This window comes from Campylobacter concisus (assembly GCF_902460675.1).
GTDB lineage: Bacteria > Campylobacterota > Campylobacteria > Campylobacterales > Campylobacteraceae > Campylobacter_A > Campylobacter_A concisus_AJ.
In genome coordinates this window covers 1,472,229-1,486,795 of the sequence record NZ_CABPUQ010000001.1, presented here as the reverse complement: position 1 = coordinate 1,486,795, position 14,567 = coordinate 1,472,229, and the positions used below count along the sequence as shown (strand labels likewise).

The 14,567-nt window shown below is 41.2% G+C and carries 13 protein-coding genes and 1 pseudogene; 8 read left to right on the top strand and 6 right to left on the bottom strand.

Going from position 1 to position 14,567, the window contains the following annotated elements:
* Positions 1–2 precede the first annotated feature (2 nt).
* The 8 genes from leuB (at position 3) to glyS (ending at position 6,992) form a co-directional block, all read left to right on the top strand.
* The gene (gene leuB / locus F3G88_RS07260) at positions 3–1,070 is read left to right on the top strand and encodes a 3-isopropylmalate dehydrogenase (protein ID WP_149715760.1); all 1,068 of its coding nucleotides are present in this window, start codon (positions 3–5) and stop codon (positions 1,068–1,070) included.
* A complete protein-coding gene (locus F3G88_RS07255; RefSeq protein ID WP_021089560.1) occupies positions 1,067–1,312 on the top strand; it encodes a hypothetical protein in 246 nt (81 codons plus the stop codon). Before leuB ends, F3G88_RS07255 begins: the two co-directional genes overlap by 4 nt.
* Positions 1,294–1,725, top strand: a complete 432-nt coding sequence (locus F3G88_RS07250) for a CiaD-like domain-containing protein (RefSeq protein WP_223228744.1) — start codon at positions 1,294–1,296, stop codon at positions 1,723–1,725. Before F3G88_RS07255 ends, F3G88_RS07250 begins: the two co-directional genes overlap by 19 nt.
* Positions 1,685–2,851 carry a tRNA nucleotidyltransferase/poly(A) polymerase-related protein gene (locus F3G88_RS07245; protein WP_149715758.1) on the top strand — a complete coding sequence of 389 codons (1,167 nt, stop codon included), beginning with the start codon at positions 1,685–1,687 and terminating at the stop codon, positions 2,849–2,851. The genes F3G88_RS07250 and F3G88_RS07245 overlap by 41 nt, the downstream gene beginning before the upstream one ends.
* 99 nt (positions 2,852–2,950) lie before the next feature.
* On the top strand, positions 2,951–3,430 hold the full coding sequence (locus F3G88_RS07240) for a tRNA (cytidine(34)-2'-O)-methyltransferase (RefSeq protein WP_149715757.1): 480 nt from the start codon (positions 2,951–2,953) through the stop codon (positions 3,428–3,430).
* Positions 3,427–4,821, top strand: coding sequence for an endonuclease/exonuclease/phosphatase family protein (locus tag F3G88_RS07235; protein WP_149715756.1), 1,395 nt, complete (start codon positions 3,427–3,429; stop codon positions 4,819–4,821). Before F3G88_RS07240 ends, F3G88_RS07235 begins: the two co-directional genes overlap by 4 nt.
* 3 nt (positions 4,822–4,824) lie before the next feature.
* Entirely contained in the window at positions 4,825–4,977 is a 153-nt protein-coding gene (locus tag F3G88_RS10270) for a hypothetical protein (RefSeq protein WP_162141601.1), read from the top strand.
* Positions 4,974–6,992: a glycine--tRNA ligase subunit beta gene (gene glyS / locus F3G88_RS07230; protein WP_149715755.1), complete on the top strand. Its 2,019-nt coding sequence runs from the start codon at positions 4,974–4,976 to the stop codon at positions 6,990–6,992. The genes F3G88_RS10270 and glyS overlap by 4 nt, the downstream gene beginning before the upstream one ends.
* Before the next feature lie 41 nt (positions 6,993–7,033).
* Here glyS and F3G88_RS10775 read toward each other — a convergent pair.
* From F3G88_RS10775 to alaS, 6 genes and pseudogenes are all read right to left on the bottom strand, one after another.
* Positions 7,034–8,305 (bottom strand): annotated as a pseudogene (locus F3G88_RS10775) (phosphoethanolamine transferase).
* A 296-nt stretch (positions 8,306–8,601) separates the two neighbouring features.
* Positions 8,602–8,916 carry a helix-hairpin-helix domain-containing protein gene (locus F3G88_RS07220; protein ID WP_149700578.1) on the bottom strand — a complete coding sequence of 105 codons (315 nt, stop codon included), beginning with the start codon at positions 8,914–8,916 and terminating at the stop codon, positions 8,602–8,604.
* Positions 8,917–8,924: 8 nt separating this feature from the next.
* Positions 8,925–10,853 (bottom strand): transglycosylase domain-containing protein, encoded by a 1,929-nt coding sequence (locus F3G88_RS07215; RefSeq protein WP_149715754.1) that lies wholly within the window; start codon positions 10,851–10,853, stop codon positions 8,925–8,927.
* Positions 10,850–11,392, bottom strand: a complete 543-nt coding sequence (gene maf / locus F3G88_RS07210; protein WP_149715753.1) for a septum formation inhibitor Maf — start codon at positions 11,390–11,392, stop codon at positions 10,850–10,852. The genes F3G88_RS07215 and maf overlap by 4 nt, the downstream gene beginning before the upstream one ends.
* On the bottom strand, positions 11,392–11,889 hold the full coding sequence (locus F3G88_RS07205) for a 3-isopropylmalate dehydratase (protein WP_149715752.1): 498 nt from the start codon (positions 11,887–11,889) through the stop codon (positions 11,392–11,394). Before F3G88_RS07205 ends, maf begins: the two co-directional genes overlap by 1 nt.
* Positions 11,886–14,444, bottom strand: a complete 2,559-nt coding sequence (gene alaS / locus F3G88_RS07200) for an alanine--tRNA ligase (protein WP_149715751.1) — start codon at positions 14,442–14,444, stop codon at positions 11,886–11,888. The genes F3G88_RS07205 and alaS overlap by 4 nt, the downstream gene beginning before the upstream one ends.
* Between the last annotated feature and the right edge of the window lie 123 nt (positions 14,445–14,567).

Below are 14,567 nucleotides of genomic sequence, written 5' to 3'. Positions count from 1 at the left end.
CGATGAAAAACTATAAAATTTGCGTTATAAAAGGCGATGGCATCGGCCCTGAGATCATTGACGAGGCGATAAAGGTTTTAGACGTAGTGAGTGCTGAGTTTGGTATCAAATTTGAGTATGACTACAAGCTTATGGGCGGTGCAGCTTACGACGTTTTTGGCGAGCCACTGCCAGATGAGACGCTAAGCTCAGCGCTTAGTAGTGATGCTGTGCTTTTTGGAGCGATCGGCGGCGAGAAATGGGACAGCCTGCCAAGACGCCTAAGGCCAGAAAGCGGGCTTTTAAAGATCAGAAAAGAGTTAGAAGCTTATGCAAATTTACGCCCAGCCATCATCTTTGACGAGCTAGTGGATGCTAGCACGCTAAAGCCAGAGGTTTTAAAGGGCGTTGATTTTGTCGTGGTTCGCGAGCTAACTGGTGGGCTTTATTTTGGACAGCCACGTGAAAAAGGCGAAGATAGAGCGTTTAATACGATGGTTTATGCTAAATTTGAGATCGAGCGCATCGCAAAGATCGCCTTTGAGACGGCTATGCTTCGCAAGAAAAAGGTCTGCATGGTCGATAAGGCAAATGTGCTAGAGACTAGCCAGCTTTGGCGTGAGGTGACTAGCGAAGTGGCAAAGGGCTATCCTGAAGTAGAGCTTAGTTTTATGTATGTCGATAACGCAGCGATGCAGCTAGTAAGAGCGCCTGCAAATTTTGACGTCATACTTACTGAAAATTTATTTGGCGACATCTTAAGCGACGAGGCAAGTATGGTTTGTGGCTCGATAGGCTTACTACCAAGTGCTAGTATGGGCGGTAAAGTGGGAATTTATGAGCCTATCCACGGCTCAGCTCCAGACATCGCAGGGCAGGGCATAGCAAATCCGATCGCGACCATTTTAAGTGCAGCGATGATGCTAAGATACGCATTTGGCGAGAGTGAGGCGGCAGACGCGATAGAAAGTGCCGTAAAAACAGCACTTGCAAAGGGATATAGAACAAAAGATATCGCCGCTTTTAACGCAGTTGAGGTTTGCTCAACAAGCGAGATAGGCGACGTGATAGCAGGATTTATCAAAAAATGAAAAACACAATCACTGAAGCACTGATCTACGAGGCTCAAGGGCTAAAAGACGATGCGCTTGAAATTTACAAGAACATCTTAAAACAAGACCCATCAAACAAGGACGCCCTTAGCGCGATAAACCGCCTGAGCGGACTTCGCAAGGAACGCGCGATAAAAAATGAGCAGATGAAAGAGTTTTTTATCAGGATGAAAAGTGACGAAGAGATAAATGAATTTAAAAGGTGGTTGATAAGATTATGAAGCTTGATGATATCGCTAGGATGGCTATTAGTGAGGTTAGCGCCGAGCTTGAGAAGATAGAGGCACTGCAAAGCAAAAAGCAAGAAGAGCTTGAAAGGGAGAATCTAAAAAAAGAGCTTTTAGCAATAGAATCTGAAGAAGAGCATGTACTTGAAGAGCCAAAAGTAGAGGCAAGCGTGCCAAGCGCGCAAAGCGAGCCAGAGCCAAAAGTGGCGCAAATTTCGCCAAAGAGCAGGGAGATAAGCGAGGAGGAAATTTTCTTAGCAAACCTTGCTGAGCGCATAGAGGTGCTTTTTGAAGGGCTTAAGCAAACTAGCGAGCAAGACCTTAGTCAAAGGCTCGATCTAACGACTAAATTTTTAGAATTTACCCTTGCAAACATCGAAAATAGACTCCAAAATCTCTCAAAATAATAAATTTGAGGTAAAAACTGGGACAGAAATTTACAAAAATAGCGAACTAGACTTTTTTAGATCGCTATTTGCCCCATTTAGCAAGCGTGTATATCTAGTCGGCGGCTGCGTAAGAGACGCGCTTTTGGGGCGAGAAATTTATGATTATGACATCGAAGTTTATGATATAAAGCCTGCTAAATTTGACGAGCTGATGGCTAGCATAAAGGCTAGTGGCGTTGGCAAAAGCTACTTTATCTACAAATACAAAAACTACGATCTTGGCTTGCCACGAAGCGAGAGCAAGACTGGAAATTCGCACAAAGACTTTGCTGTAAGCTATATAAACGATCCTAGCCTTGCAAGTCTAAGGCGTGATTTTACGGTAAATGCCATGATGATGAATATCTTTAACGGCGAAATTTTAGACTTTCATGGTGGTAAAAAGGACCTTGAGGGCAAGACGCTAAGGCATATCGATAGTGAGAAATTTAAAGAAGATCCACTAAGGGTGCTGCGTGGAGTGCAGTTTAGCGCTAGGCTTGGTTTCAGCATAGATGATGATACGCTAGAGCTTATGAAAACGCTTGATCTAGCGCATCTTAGTAAGGATAGGATAAATACCGAACTGATTAAATTTTTTAGGGCAAAGGAGCTTGAAAAAGGGGCGTTTTATCTTTTTAAGCTCTCTCTTTTTGAGCAAATTTTTGGCGTGCAAATTCGCAAGAATGATGAGTTTTTGAGCGAACTTAAAAGTGCTAGGAAATTTGTAGATGACGAGAGGCTGTTTTTGTATATGCTTTTTGGTAAATTTGAGCTTGACGCAAAGGAAATTTTAGAGAAAATGCGCCTGCCAAAGAGCTATTTTTCTATCTTAAAAGAGCCATTTTTTAAAGCTATGCCAAGTGATAGCGAGCTACTGCAAATTGCTCTAAATACGCCACTAAAATCATGGCTGGGAGCTTATAGCAAAGAGCGCATAGAGCGTGCAAAAGAGCTTGGAGTTTATGAAGCTAAATTTGACGCAAAGGTTGATGTGAGCGAGATCTTGGCGGCTGGCTTTAAAAATGAGACGATCGCTGCTGAGATAAAACGAAGGCAGTTGCTTGCCATCACAAAGCACCTTGAAACTCTTGCAAAACGCTAAATTTATAGATAAATAAAATTTAAATTTTTAAAACTCTTAAAAGCCCATTTTGGCTAAAATAAGGCAGTTTATAACACTTTTTAAGGCAAAAATAAATTTATGTTTAACATAGTCCTAGTCCATCCTCAGATACCGCAAAACACCGGAGCTATCGGTAGAATGTGTGTAAATGCAAATTTAAAGCTTCATATCGTTAAGCCAACCGTGTTTGACCTGAGCGAAAAGGCTGTTAGACGTGCTGGGCTTGATTATTGGAAAATTTTAGATCCAAAAATTTGGGAGAGCCTAGATGAGTTTTTGCAGGCAAATTTAAGCCACAAAGAGCGATTTTTCTTTGCTACGACTAAGACAAATAGGCTTTACTATGACGCTAAATTTGAGCCAGGAGATTTTATATTTTTTGGTGGAGAGAGCACGGGACTGCCAAGAGAATTTATGGATATAAATTTTAAAAATGCCATAACGATCCCGATGGGAAAAGAGGGTAGGAGCTTAAATTTAGCCATGAGTGCTGGCATCATCGCGTATGAGGCGATCAGGCAAAACATCTCTAAATTTGACTTTAGGAGCGAGGCTTGAGAGCGCTTTTTGCATTAGTTTTTGCCGTTTTGATGGCGTTTGCAAGCGATATAAGCATCGCAACTTATAATGTGCAAAATTTATTTGACTGCAAGGATGATGGCAGCGAATATCCTGACTTTAAATCTAGCACTTCAAAGTGGGACTGCGAGGCGGCCAGCTCAAAACTAAAAAGAACAAAACAGGTTATAGACTCTATAAATACCGACATCATCGCACTTGAAGAGATTGAAAATGAGCAGGTTTTAAGGGCTTTGGTTGATGGCAGTGAGTATAAATTTATAGCCTTTAGCAAGGCAAAAAACTCTCCAGTTGGGCTGGCTCTTGTGTCAAAAATAAAGCCAAATGGCAGTGAAATTTTTGAAGTACCAAATGTAAAAACTAGAAACATTTTAAAGGTCGTTTTTGAGGTGGAGGGCAAGAAATTTAGCGTTTTTGTTAATCACTTCCCAGCTTATAAAAACGGCATAAATATGCAAAAAAAGGCCGAAAGAACGCTAAGGGCAGCTCTTGGTAATGAGCAAAATGCCATTGTTTTAGGTGATTTTAACTCACCTTATGGGCAAAAATCTATCTTAAACGATATCATTGCAACTCGTGGATTTTACGATCTTTATAGCTTTCTCGCCCCAAAAGATAGATACTCTCATGCAGTCCATGGCAAAAAGCGTGCCATTGATCACGTTTTGCTCTCGCCTAGCTTTATGGCAAATGGCGATCTAAGTTACGTTGATGGTAGTTTTGAGGTCTTTAAGCCAAGCTTTGTGGTTGATGAGCATGGCTTTGCAAAGAGCGATCTTTACTCAGATCACTTTGCGCTTAAATTTAAAATCTCAACCAAACCAAGTCCTGCTAAAAGTGGTATGCTTGCGAATGAAAATTTGAAAAAAGAAGCTAAAAAAGTAGGGGATCAAAACTATAAAAAAGCTGACATTGACACGCTTTTTGAGCATCCTGAGGATGTGCCAGTGCTAGTTGAAAGAGCCGTTGTCATCTTAAAAGATAAACATGGCTTTATCATCTCGAAAAATCGCCGTGGAATTTACGTTTTTGATCCTAAAAATAGTGTCGGCGTGGGTGATGAGCTTGACATTTTGATTAGGCGAGTGAAATTTTACAAAGAGGCGCTTGAAGTCAGCTCTTATGAGATCATAAATGAGCATGGCACGAAAGATATTAACGAAAATTTACTAGATGCATCGCAATTAAGCGAAGCTAGAAGTGGCGATGTCTTTGCTAAAATTTCGGGCAGACTAGAGAGGGGCTACCTGCATACACCATACGGTAAGATCAGGGTTTATAGCAAGAAAAAGCTAAAAGATGGTGAGTATAGTTTTGAAAATGCGAGAGTTAAAATTTACAAGAGAGAAAACCAAATCGTTGTGGAGTAGATGGTGCAAATTTTAGATATTTTTATGATCGCAGCGTTTGTTTTGTTTGTGATATTTATGATAAGAGGCGTCATTTTGCAGGCGCAAGAGAAGGAGAGAGCAAGAGAGATGATAAGAGAAAAAAGAGAAAATTTTAATAAAAAGAGTGAGATATGAAAGAGTTGTTACTAGAGATCGGAGTCGAGGAGCTCCCAGCGATACCATTTTTAAGGGAGCTACCAAACATCAACGCTAAATGGCAGGCTGTGCTTGAAAAATACAACATCAAAAGCGAGTTTAAATTTTACTACACGCCGCGCCGTTTGGTCTTTTTCCATGAGAAATTTCCGCAGGCTCAGCCAGATAGCGTGGCTAGCTTCGTTGGTGCGCCAAAGCAAGTAGCACTAAAGGACGGAGCTTTTACAAAGGCAGCGCTTAGCTTTGCAAATAAATGTGGCATAAGCGAGAGTGAGCTTAAATTTAAAGAGATAGACGGCAAAGAGGTGCTTTATCACGAAAAAGAGGTGAAGGGCGAGCCAGTTGCTAAGATAATGGGTGACATGGTCGAGGAGTTTTTAAAGAGCCTTAGCTTTGGCAAGTCTATGCGCTGGGGCAACGGCGAGTTTGAGTTTATCCGCCCGATAAGATCGTTTTTGTGCTTGCTTGGTGATGAGGTCATTAAATTTAACAAATTTGGCGTAGAGAGCAGTAACTCTACCTATCCTCACAGAAGCATTAGCTACGACAAGATAAAAATTTCAAATATAAAAGAGTATTTTGAAGGCTCAAAGAGCCGTGGCGTCGCGCTTGAAGCAGACGAGAGAGAGAAAATAATCCTTGATGAGTTTGAAAAGATCAGCCAAAAAAGCGGGCTAAAGATCGAGATAGATAAAGACTTGCTAGCTGAAGTCGTGGCGATCACTGAGTATCCAACAGCGCTTCTTGGCTCGTTTGAAGAGGAGTTTTTGGAGGTGCCAAGCGAGGTCATCATCACTTCTATGAAAGAAAATCAGCGCTACTTCCCAGTCTTTAAAGATGGCAAGCTTGCAAATGGCTTTGTTGTCGTTAGTAACGCCATCACAAAGGACTATTCGCTTATCATCAAAGGCAACGAAAAGGTGCTAAGAGCAAGACTAAGCGACGCGATGTTCTTTTGGCAAAGCGACCTTAAGGCCGAATTTAGCCCAGAAAAACTAAAAAATATAACCTACCTAAAAGAGCTTGGAAGCATCTATGAAAAAGAGCTTAGAGAGCTAAAGGTGGCTAAAAAACTTGCTAGCAACTATGGCGAGCTACTTAAAAAAGAGGCTGGCGAGTATGAGGCGAAACTTGAGCGAGCTGTGATGCTAAGCAAGGCTGATCTTACAACACAGATGGTTTATGAATTTACCGAGCTTCAAGGCGTCATGGGTGCTTACTACGCAAAGGCTAAAAATGAGGACGAAAACGTCGTTTTAGCCATAAAAGAGCAGTATTTGCCAGACGGCGAAGAGGCACAGTGTCCAAGCAAGGTCTTTAGCTCGGTTGTGGCACTTTCAAATAAGCTTGATACGTTAATGGGACTTTTTAGCATCGGCAAAATCCCAAGCGGCACGAAAGATCCATACGCTCTAAGGCGCGCGGCAAATGGCGTGATAAAGATCGTTTTGGCGCACAATCTGAAATTTAACGTAAAAGAAATTTTAGAAGATATCGCAAAAGAGTATAAGAAATTTGACGTTGAGGTGCTTATAAATTTCATCCTTGATAGGCTCTACACCTTCTTTGACGCAAACGCTTCTATCGTAAAAGCGTGCATAAAAAGCGGCGAAAAGGACATCTTGGAGCTAACTAAGATGATAGATGCACTTGCTAAAATTTCAAGTGAGCCAAATTTTAGAGAGAATTTCTCGACATTTAAGCGCCTTGCAAATATCATAAAAGATGATAAATTTAGCAAGGTGAACGAGAGCCTCTTTGAGATAGATGCTGAAAAGGTCTTAAATGAGGCGTTTAAAGCGGTCGATAAGAGCCTAGCCTACGAGCCAAGGCTAAAAGCGCTATTTGCTCTAAAGCCGCAGATAGATGAGTTTTTTGACAAAGTCATGATAAACGTTGAAAACGAGAAAGTGCGAAATAACCGCGTCGCGATCATCGGTCAAATTTATAGCGAGATATTAAAAGTAGCTGATATAAAAGAGATCAGCTTTTAAATTTGCGCCAGCTTCGGACTTTGCCTAGGCTGGCTTTAAATTTACTCCCTAAAAATATCAAATTTTGGCTCATAAGCCTTAGTTTTTACCCCAAAATATCCAAGAACTGAGCTAAAGATAAAATCATGCGAAAGGCTCTCATCTTTTCTAGATTTTAGCCTTTTTAAAAGCTCGCTATCGCTTGAAAAGATGATGGCTGGTATGTGTTTTTGCTCGTCTGGAGCGATGGAGTAAGGCAGTCCGTGTAAATATATGCCATTTTCGCCCAGGCTCTCTCCATGATCTGAAAAAAAGAACACGGCAACTTCAAATTTATCTTTTTTTGCTTCAAGGGCGTTTATCAGCTCACTTTGCAGATAGTCCTCATATAAAATGGTGTTGTCGTAGGTGTTTGCTATCTTATCTGGCGTGCATTTGTTTAGCTCGGCAGTGTCGCAGGTTGGGTGAATTCTTTAAATTTACTTGGATAGCCTTTGTAGTAGATAGGGCCGTGTGAGCCTTGCAAATGCAGCACGATAAATGTAGTGGAGTTTGCATCTTTTATGACCTTTTTTACCTCATCAAATATCACTTCATCAAAGACAACTGCTCTGTGTTCTGAAGTGTGGTTTTGATCAAGATTATCGCAAACGCCTTTGCAGCCGCCACTATTGTTGCCAAAAAAGTATGTTTTTGTGCCAAGTTTATTGATGATATCAACTAAATTTTCACGAGCCTTAGCCTCGCGGTTACTAAAATTTTCTCGCTTTAAGTCTGAAAATAGGCAAGGTACGCTAGTCTCTGTGGCAGTCCCGCATGAGTAGAAATTTGTAAAACTTACCACATCTTTTTGCTTGGTAAATTTGTTTGTATCGTTTTTAGCATAGCCATTTAGTGAGTAGTTTTTGCTCCTTTGTGTCTCGCCAACTATCAAAACTAAAATTTTCTTTTTATCGTTAGTAAGCGTTGCGTCATCTGCCACGTAGGTAAAAGGCAGTGGTTTTTGAAACAAAATTTGAGCCAGCTTTATGGCAGAATATACTGGATAAGACGGGAGCAAGACTGTTTTTAAGTAAATGTGTTCTCTAAAAAATGGTATGAAAATTTTTGAAGTTAGTGAAAAAATAATAGCTATTGCCACTATAGAACAAAAGATGATTTTTGCCCTTGATCTGAGAGCACTTTTAAAACCTCCATAGCTAGTCTTTACAAGCGCTACATATATGCAAGACGTTTAATAGCATGCCTTTATCTATAATGACGCCGTAAGCTTGCATAAAGTAAGCAGATATGCTGCTAATCATGATGAGAAAGATAGCAAGAGGTTTTAGCAAAAATGGTACAAGCAAAATGCAAAAAAACTCCAGCAAAGAGCAAAAGAAAAAATATGCCAAGTAGAGCAAAAAGCAGTATAGAAAAAGACAAAGTGTCGCCCGATAAAAATCCTAAAAACACGCCCTTGAATAAAAATATGTAGTTTATGAAAAACATATAAGCTACAAATAAAATTAAAAATTTAACAAAGCTTATATGTCTTATTTTGTCGATGTTTAGCATTTCTAGCCACCTTCTTTCAGGGGCGTAATGATAGAGCTAAAATGTAAATGGCTAGAAATTTATAAAAGAAGAATTATTTTTTCTTTTTCTTGCTTTTTAGCTTTTTGTTTTTTGACTTCTTTTCAGGCTCAGCCTTTTTCGCCTTTTGGCTATCTTTTACACTAAGCTTTTCTTTGACCTTTTGCATGTCGTTAAAGCCGATGCCTTGAACCTTCTCAAGCTCCTCGACACTTGTAAATTTATGAGCTTTTCTATACTTTATGACGTTTAGTGCCTGGCTTTTGTTTAGCCCAAGGCTCATTAGCTCGCTCTTGCTAGCTGTATTTAGATCAGCGCCATACGCAAGGCTTGCAAGCGCTAGACAAAGTAAAATTTTTAATCTTTTCATCTTATCTCCTAAAATAATAATCCATCGTTTTCTTGATCTTGAATGATGTCATTTGTTGGCGTATTTTGCGGCAACGGTGAGTCGTTCGTGTAGTACTCATCAGCGCCGTTGTAGTATCCTTTATAGACACCATCAGGCTGCTCAAACGCACGTCTTAGGGTAGGGTAGAGCTTGATGTAGCCCTCCATAAATTTCTTAAAGACAGGTGCAGCTGTCCTGCCGCCGCCCTCGACCTTTTTCATAGGGCTGTTATCGTCGTTTCCGTACCAGATGATGGCCTCTATATCAGGCGAGTAGCCGCAAAACCAAGCATCGATGCTGTTATTTGACGTGCCAGTTTTACCAGCGATTTGGATGCCATTTACCTTTGCGTTGCGTCCGGTGCCGTTGTTTACGACGTTTTGAAGCAAGGTAGTCATCAAAAATGCCTGCTCAGGTTTTAGTACCTGCTTCTTTTGAGGCTCATAGTCCATCGACGCGCCAAAGCTATTTTCTATATGCTTAATGAGCGTAGGCTCAACCACTTCGCCATCGTTTGGAAACATCGAGTAAAATTTTGCAAAGTCAAGTGGCGAAATTCCAAAGCTACCAAGTGCGATTGATAAATTTTCAGGGATGTCGTTAAAGCCCATATCTGTAAGCTGTTTGCGAACCGAGCTAAGACCAAGATCGTTTAGTAAATTTATGGTTGCGAGGTTGCGAGACTGGGTTAAGGCTGATTTTATCGTGATGTAGCCTTGAAAGCCGCCGCTATAGTTCTTCGGCGTCCATTCTTTGCCATTGCCCATGTCAAACGTCCTAGCGATATCAGCTACTTGAGAGACGACAGAGTAACCGCTATCAAGGGCTATTTGATAGATAAATGGCTTAATGCTTGATCCTGGCTGGCGCTTGCTCTGGCTGGCGCGGTTGTAGCTACTTTTTGCGTAGTCGATGCCGCCAATCAGAGCTAAAATTTGACCGCTTTGTGGATGAGTGACGACGATAGCGCCATTTAGCATCTCTGGATTTGCCTTTTTATCTCTTTTTAAAATTTCATTGTAGCCATAGACTAGAGCGTCCTGAGCGATCTTTTGCACGTTTAGATCAACTGTGCTTTGTATCTTATAGCCGCCAGTTTTTATATCGTCAAATTTCTTTGAAGCCTCTTTTATGATCTCATCGACCACATAAGGGGCTTTATTTCTTGTGAGCGTATCGTCAAAGACTGCTGGCTCTTCAAGCACGCCCTTGCGGTACTCGTCCTCGTTTATCCAGCCGATGCTATACATCCTCTCAAGAACCCTGTTTGCGCGGCTAAGCGAGAGATCAAGGTGCTTTGTAGGATCATAGGTGCTTGGCGCTTTTGGCATGCCAACTAGCATCGCTATCTCTTTTATGCTTAGCTCGTTTAGCTCTTTTCTAAAGTACCCCTCTGCAGCCGTTTTGATGCCGTAGTAGCCATGCCCGAAATATACGTGATTTAGGTATCTTTCGATGATGTCCTCTTTGCTAAGCTCGTTTTCAAGCTTCATGGCAAGCACAACCTCTTTTATCTTTCTTGTAAATTTCTTCTCGCGGCTTAGGGCTAGGTTTTTTATGAGCTGCTGAGTTAGCGTAGATGCGCCCTCGACTAGTTTTCTAGCTTTGATATCCTTTATCGCTGCTCTTGCCATGGCTTCTACGTTGATACCGCCGTGCTCAAAGTAGCTCGTATCCTCGATAGCTACGAGCGCTTCGATGACACGTGGCGGGATGTCGTTATACTTTACGTAAATTCTGTTTTCTTCAAAGATATTTGCGATAAGCTCGTTGTTTCTATCAAAAATTTGTGTCGCAAGCTTTGGCTTGTAGTCGATGATGGTATAAGCGTCAAATCTCACCTGCGAATAAAAGTATAAAAATGCTCCGCCAAGTGCGATGGCAACTACAAAGATAAATGCCAAGATATATTTCATAAAAATGCCTTTAATATTTTTAAATTTAGCCCCATTGCCGTGCTTGTCTCGCCGTGCTGGGAGGTGATGTATTTTTTATTAAAATTTTCTATCGTCATGGCTCCAGCTTTGCCTCGCCACTCGTCACTTTCTAGGTAGCTTTTTAGATCTTGCTCGCTAAATTTAGCAAATTTATATGTGGTCTTGCTCACATTTATAAGCTCAAATTCGCCTAAAAATATCATCGCCGTATAGACGCTACACTCATTGCCACTTTGTAAATTTAGCATAGCAAGTGCCTCGTTTGCATCCTTTGCCTTGCCTAAAATTTTATCCATACAAGCCACGCAGCTATCTGCAAAGAGTAAATTTAAAAGCTTGCCATTTGTCTTTAAAAACTGCTCTTTTTTAGCTTTTACGACGTTTTGGACGTAAATTTCTGGTTTTAGGCTCTTTGCTATCATGCTCTCATCAAAACTGCAAGAAATTTGTTTAAATTCTATCCCAGCATCTTTTAGTAAATTTGCCCTTGTTGGCGAGCTAGAAGCAAGAGTGATCATCAAAATCCCCTATAGCTCACGCCAAGATAGACAGCCGCGAGCGAAGCTAGTAAATTTAGTGGCGTGAAGTAGTAGATGATGACGATTAGGCTCTCGTTTAGCTCGATCATCTCGTGCGATCTTAGAGTTTTTAAAGCCTTTTTGTATCGATAAAAGATGTAGCTTAAATTCAAGAGTAAAAATAGCTCTATCGCCCATTTGGTCGCTATTATCGCACTTGCCATCGGATTTTGCATTTTGCCATCATCAAAGTAAAAGATTATTATCAGGCTAGTTAGCGCGATGCCAAGAACTAGCGCAAAGATGGCTAGTCCAAAGCGTCTTATAATGTGAAGCAAGATGTGATAGCGCTCTTTATCTTCAAATTTATTTTTTATAAAATAGCTTCCAGTAAGCACCAAACCAGCTTGTAGCCCTATAAAAAGAGCTACGAAGCTAATGTGCAAGAAGATGATTAGTTGATCAAATTTAAAAAAAGCGATCTCTTGATGAATCATTTTTCTAAAGCTTGCCTTGCATACTCAAGTGAGCTTTTTATGGCGTCTTCGATAGCTAGAGCATTTTTGCCACCAGCTGTTGCAAAGTCGTCTTTGCCGCCGCCATTGCCGCCTAGAATTTGCGCTGCAAATTTAACCCAAGCACCAGCTTTTAATGGAGCATTTTTCACGCCAGCTGCAAGAGAAATTTTATCCTCTTCATCTGTTTGGATCAGCAAAATAGCAGCCTTTTCATGCCCATTTTTAAACTCATCTATCAAAGTTTTTATGTCGCCACCATCGATGTGTGCCACACAAAGCTTGGTATCATTTACATTTATAAAGGCTAGCTCCTCAGAGCTTTTAGCGTTTTTTAACTTATCTTTTAAGCCCTTTATCTCGCCTTTTAGTTTCTTAACGGCATTTAGTGGCTCGGCGCTTTTTAGCTCATCTTTTAGCTCTTCAAGCTCAGCTCTAAACGACTTTGCTAAATTTAGTGCAGCCCTTGAGCAAACAGCCTCTATACGCCTAACACCAGCACTTACACCGCTCTCTTTTGTGATGAAAAACGATCCGATCTCATCTATATTTTTTACGTGTGTGCCACCGCAAAGCTCTTTGCTGACATCGCCAAAGCTCACAACTCTTACTTTGTCGGCATATTTTTCGTTAAATAGTGCGATCGCTCCGCTTTTTTTAGCCTCTTCAAGCTCCATAACCTGCGTTTTTGCATGTGCGCCGTTTAAGATCCACTCATTTACAAGGTTTTCGACCTTTGAAATTTCTTCGCTAGTAAGCGCCTTTGGATGAGAGAAGTCAAATCTTAGCCTATCTGCCTCGACATTTGAGCCAGCTTGAGCGATGTGTGTGCCAAGCACGCTTCTAAGGGCTGCATGAAGCAAGTGTGTGGCGCTGTGATGTCGCGCAGTCTGGGCTCTATCACTACCCACTTCAAGTTCAACTTCGTCGCCAACTTTTATCACTGCGCTAGTTTTTACTAAAGATAAATTTAGCCCATGAAATTTCTCAGTATCAAGCACATTTGCTTTGCCTACTATCTTACCGCTATCGCCGCATTGACCGCCGCTTTGAGCGTAAAATGGAGTGACATCAAACATCACCCAGCCCTCTTTGCCAGCGTCTAAGCTATCAACGTTTTTAAATTCTTCATCAAGTAGGGCTAGAATTTTACTTTTACTCTTAAGCTCTTCGTAGCCTATAAATTTATTCTCACCAAATTTCTCAAGTAGCTCTTTAAAATCGCCCTTCGCGCTCTTGTCGCCACTGCCTTTCCAAGCAGCTTTTGCACGTGCTTTTTGCTCGCTCATAAGCTCATCAAACCTTGCTTCATCGACTTTTAAGCCCTTTTCTCTAAGCATATCAGCTGTTAGATCAAGCGGGAAGCCAAATGTATCATAGAGCTTAAACGCAGCCTCTCCGCTAAAAATTTCTTTTGTATTTTTAAGCTCGCTCTCAAATAGCTCCAAACCACTAGCGATAGTTGCTAAAAATCTCTCTTCTTCAAGCTTGATCTGCTCTTTTACAGCCGCTTTTTTATCGTTTAGATAGGTGTAGTGTCCGCCCATAAGCTCGCAAACTTTATCGACAAGCTTATACATAAATGGCTCTTTTATGCCTAGTAAATATCCATGGCGGATCGCACGGCGTAAGATGCGACGAAGCACGTAGCCACGGCCTTCTTTATCAAATGTCGTGCCTTGAGCTAGCAAAAATGTGACCGAGCGGATGTGATCGCTTATGACGCGGTAGCTAGCGCCACTTTCATAGACGTATGGCTTGCCACAAAGCTTTGCTACTTCGCTAATTAGCGGCATAAAAAGTGTGCTGTCGTAGTTGCTAAATTTGCCTTGCAAGATAGCAGTAACGCGCTCAAGTCCCATACCTGTATCGATGCTTGGCTTTGGTAGTGGGCTTAACTTGCCATCCGCACTTCTTTCATACTGCATGAAAACAAGGTTCCAGATCTCTAAAAATCTATCGCCATCGCCGCCCATGTAGTCTTCAGGTGTGTTAAAGTGTTCAGCCCCTTGATCGTAAAAAATTTCACTGCAAGGGCCGCATGGTCCAGTATCGCCCATCTGCCAGAAGTTATCGTGGTCGCCAAAGCGGTAAATCCTCTCTTTTGCGATGTGAGTGCTCCAAATTTCAAACGCCTCATCGTCGCTTTCATGAACAGTTACATAAAGCTTATCTTTTGGTAGTTTTAGCACCTCTGTGACAAATTCCCAAGCGTAAGAAATCGCCTCTTTTTTGAAGTATTCGCCAAAGCTAAAGTTGCCAAGCATCTCAAAAAATGTGTGGTGACGCGCTGTGTAGCCGACGTTATCAAGGTCATTGTGCTTACCGCCAGCTCTTATGCAGGTCTGACAGCTAGTGCGAATAGGTGGTGTTGGGCGTGGCACTTCGCCTGTGAAGATGCTCTTAAATGGCACCATGCCAGCGTTTGTAAAAAGTAGTGTTGCATCGTTTGGCACGAGTGGCGCAGAAGCTACGACTTCGTGACCTTTTGATTTAAAAAAATCAAGATATGCCTTTCTTATATCTAAATTTTGCATTTTTATCCTCGTTAGTTTTAAAATTTTGCTTGATTTTAGCCAAAATTCGTTTGCGAAATTCTAAAAAGAGAAAAAATAGTGATATTTTGAAAACTATCTCTTGTTTTATCTATTTAAAAGCGA

Coding starts and splice junctions, on each gene's coding strand:
- leuB (WP_149715760.1), top strand. CDS start 3: ATGAAAAACTATAAAATTTGCGTTATAAAAGGCGATGGCATCGGCCCT.
- F3G88_RS07255 (WP_021089560.1), top strand. CDS start 1,067: ATGAAAAACACAATCACTGAAGCACTGATCTACGAGGCTCAAGGGCTA.
- F3G88_RS07240 (WP_149715757.1), top strand. CDS start 2,951: ATGTTTAACATAGTCCTAGTCCATCCTCAGATACCGCAAAACACCGGA.
- glyS (WP_149715755.1), top strand. CDS start 4,974: ATGAAAGAGTTGTTACTAGAGATCGGAGTCGAGGAGCTCCCAGCGATA.
- F3G88_RS07220 (WP_149700578.1), bottom strand. CDS start 8,916: ATGAAAAGATTAAAAATTTTACTTTGTCTAGCGCTTGCAAGCCTTGCG.
- F3G88_RS07215 (WP_149715754.1), bottom strand. CDS start 10,853: ATGAAATATATCTTGGCATTTATCTTTGTAGTTGCCATCGCACTTGGC.
- maf (WP_149715753.1), bottom strand. CDS start 11,392: ATGATCACTCTTGCTTCTAGCTCGCCAACAAGGGCAAATTTACTAAAA.
- F3G88_RS07205 (WP_149715752.1), bottom strand. CDS start 11,889: ATGATTCATCAAGAGATCGCTTTTTTTAAATTTGATCAACTAATCATC.
- alaS (WP_149715751.1), bottom strand. CDS start 14,444: ATGCAAAATTTAGATATAAGAAAGGCATATCTTGATTTTTTTAAATCA.